3 protein-coding genes are annotated in these 2,711 nt (G+C 76.4%); all 3 read right to left on the bottom strand.

Annotated features, from left to right (window positions below; genetic code table 11):
- Positions 1 to 1,105 (bottom strand): polyketide synthase (locus AB0I98_RS49695; RefSeq protein ID WP_362953124.1); only part of this gene is annotated, 1,105 nt, incomplete at its 3' end.
- 16 nt (positions 1,106 to 1,121) lie between these two features.
- Positions 1,122 to 1,913, bottom strand: coding sequence for an acyl carrier protein (locus AB0I98_RS49690; RefSeq protein ID WP_362953122.1), 792 nt, complete (start codon positions 1,911 to 1,913; stop codon positions 1,122 to 1,124).
- Positions 1,914 to 1,956: 43 nt separating this feature from the next.
- Complete coding sequence (locus AB0I98_RS49685) at positions 1,957 to 2,601, bottom strand: ScbR family autoregulator-binding transcription factor (protein ID WP_362953120.1); 645 nt, start codon at positions 2,599 to 2,601, stop codon at positions 1,957 to 1,959.
- Positions 2,602 to 2,711 lie beyond the last annotated feature (110 nt).

The raw sequence follows: 2,711 nt of genomic DNA, 5'->3' as shown, positions 1-2,711 counted from the left end.
CCCCGCCGCCGGCGCCCCGCGGCCGGGCCGCCTCACCCGTCTGCCCCGGCCCGGGGACCGGTGCGCCGCGGGCCGCGCTGCCCTGTCCCGGCCGTCCGGGGGCCGGTCCCGCGCTGTACTGCCGGAATCCGCTCGAGGTGTCCCGGACGACCGCATGCACCCGGTCGCCGTCCGCGAGGGCCCGGTCGAGTCGTTTGAGGACGACCGCTCCGACGCCTTCTGCGGCCCCGTCACGGGCGCGCGAGGGGTGCAGCAGGAGTTCGACGCCGCCGGCGAGGGCCGCCGCGCACTCGCCGCGCCGCAGGGACTGGACGGCGAGGTGGACGGCGGTGAGGGCGGAGCACACGCCGGTGTCGACGATCTGCCCGGGCCCGCTCAGCCCGAGCAGCGCGGCAAGCCTGCCGGGCAGGCCCGCGTGGCCGGGGCCGGGCATCTCGCGCGGCCCGTGGGCGGCCCATGACTCGGCGGCCAGCAGCGCGTAGTCGCTCGAGCTCACCCCCACGAAGACCCCGACCGCACGCGGCCGGCCGTCCGGGCCCCTCAGCGCGTCCAGCCGGGATCCGGCACAGCCCGCGTCCTCCAGCGCCTGCCAGGCGGTCTCGAGGAACAGCCGCTCCTGAGGGTCCATCAGCGCACCCTCGGCAGCCGTGAGTGCGAAGAAGGCGGCGTCGAAGTCCGCGGCGGCGTCCAGGAAGTGGCCGCGCTGTCCCGGCTCGAGCGGGGATGGGCCGGGACGCCCGGCGGGCCCCTCGCTCGAGGTGTCCCGGCCCTCGCGCAGGTTCTCCCAGAACGTCTGCGGATCAGGCGCCATCGGATAACGCCCGGCGAGACCGACGACGGCGCACCCCTCCCCCACCGGCACCCCGGTGTCCGCCGCCTCCCGCACCGGAGCCGGCACCGGTTCCCGTTCCGGCGGCGGCTGCGGTGCCGGCTCCCGTACGGGTGCCGGTTCCCGCTGCGGCGGCTGCGGGTCCGGCATCGGTGCCGGCGCCGGCTCCGCGGTGGCCGGCGGTGTCTGCTGCGCCCGCCCCGTCAGCAGCCGCGCCGCCTCGCTGCGCCCGAGCGTGCCCGCCTTGAACCGGGTGAGTATCTCGCGTTCGTCCATGCCGGCCCCCGCCCGTTCAGGCGCGCGGCGGCAGCAGGGCGAGCGCCTGGTCCACCGACAGCCGCTCCTGGCGCACCGCGTCGAGGAGGGCTTCGATGCCCATCACCGCGCCGCCCGCGGCCGCACCCGCATCCGCATCCTCCGGGGCGCGTTCCGCGGGCTGTGGCGCACGGGCCGGGGCCGCGGAGACGACGTAGGCGGCCATGGCCTGAAGGCTGGGATGGTCGTACAGCGTGACGGCCCGCTCCCGCAGCCCGTAGATCTGGTTGACCGTCGCCACGAACTCCGCCCCCAGGATGGAGTCCACGCCCAGCACGTTGAAGGCGGCCGAGGTGTCGATGTCCCACGGATCGCAGCACAGGATCCGGGCCAGTTCCTCCCGCAGCACGTCCAGCACCGCTTCCCCCGAAGCCCCGGACGTCCCCAAAGCCCCGGACGATGCGGGCGCCCCGGAGCCCTGCACGGCGCCGGCGCCCGCCGCCTGCTCCGCCGCCCGGGAGCGGGCCCCCTCGAACGGCGCCGCGCCCGGCGTGCCCCGTTCGAGGGCCACATGGCGGGCGAATTCCAGCGGTGTGGGGTGGTCGAACAGCGCATCGGGCTTGACCGCGGTGCCGTAGCGGGCGTTGACGGTGGCGACGAGCTCGACGGTCAGCAGCGAGTCGAGGCCCAGCGACCGGAACGTCTGCTCCGCATCGATCCTCTCGGGCCTCAGGCGCAGTACCGCGGCGAGCATGCCGACGAGTTCGTTCATCAGGTCGGCGGCCTGGGCGGCGGGCGCCGCGCCCGGTGTCTGGCTGTCCTGGGGCATCGCGTGACTCCAAAGATCCGTCTGTTTGAGGCGGGGGGCGCTCTCAGAGGGCCCCGGCCAGGTGCTCGGTCAGCGCCGCGGCGTGGACGTCGTAGCGGCCGGTGTGCCCGGCCGGCACGAGCGCCGGCAGCAGCGCGTCCCACAGCGCCCCCATCTGGCGCCGCAGTTCGCCCGGGGACATCCCCCTGCCGGACAGCACCCCGATCCCGCACACCGCCGCGGCCAGCAGCGTCTGCGGCCCGTCCGCGGCGGCGGGGCCGCGCAGGTCCCCCGCCGTGCGGGCCCGGTCGGCCAGGAGCAGCACCTCGGTGATCCACGCCTGGTGGAAGTCGCCGGCCGCCGGCGTGCGCCCGGCGCGCTCGCTGGTGATCCTCAAGCCGGCCCGGATCACCGGGTCGGCATACAGCGTCCACGCCAGCCAGTGCGTCAGGTCGATCAGCGCCTGCACCGGCGCCAGATCCGCGGCCCGCTGCCCGCTCACGAAGTCGCGCAGCACGGCATGGCCCTGCTGCTGCACCGCGTCGGCCAGCTGGTCCTTGGAGGCGAAGTGGAAGTACAGCGCCCCCTTCGTCAGTCCCGCGGCCTGGGCGATCTGCCCCAGGGTCGCGCCGGCATAGCCGCGGCGGTCGAACAGCTGCGCGCCGGCCGCCACCAGCCGGCGCCGCGTCCTTTGCGACCTGGCCTGCATCGCCCGTCCTCTCCTCCTCGCCCGCGCGAAGGGGCCCTGGTGACACGGATGGGGCGGCTCAGCCGACCCGGCTGAGCCGCTCGGCGCTGCCCGGCGCCGCGGCCGGCGCC

The sequence above is a fragment of the Streptomyces sp. NPDC050211 genome (genome assembly GCF_040656035.1).
Taxonomy (GTDB): Bacteria; Actinomycetota; Actinomycetes; order Streptomycetales; family Streptomycetaceae; genus Streptomyces.
The sequence above is the reverse complement of the archived record's forward strand: the minus strand, read 5'-3'. Positions and strand labels throughout refer to the sequence as shown.

Excerpts from the sequence above, each read along its gene's own strand:
- AB0I98_RS49690 (WP_362953122.1), bottom strand. The coding sequence starts at position 1,913 with ATGCCCCAGGACAGCCAGACACCGGGCGCGGCGCCCGCCGCCCAGGCC.
- AB0I98_RS49685 (WP_362953120.1), bottom strand. The coding sequence starts at position 2,601 with ATGCAGGCCAGGTCGCAAAGGACGCGGCGCCGGCTGGTGGCGGCCGGC.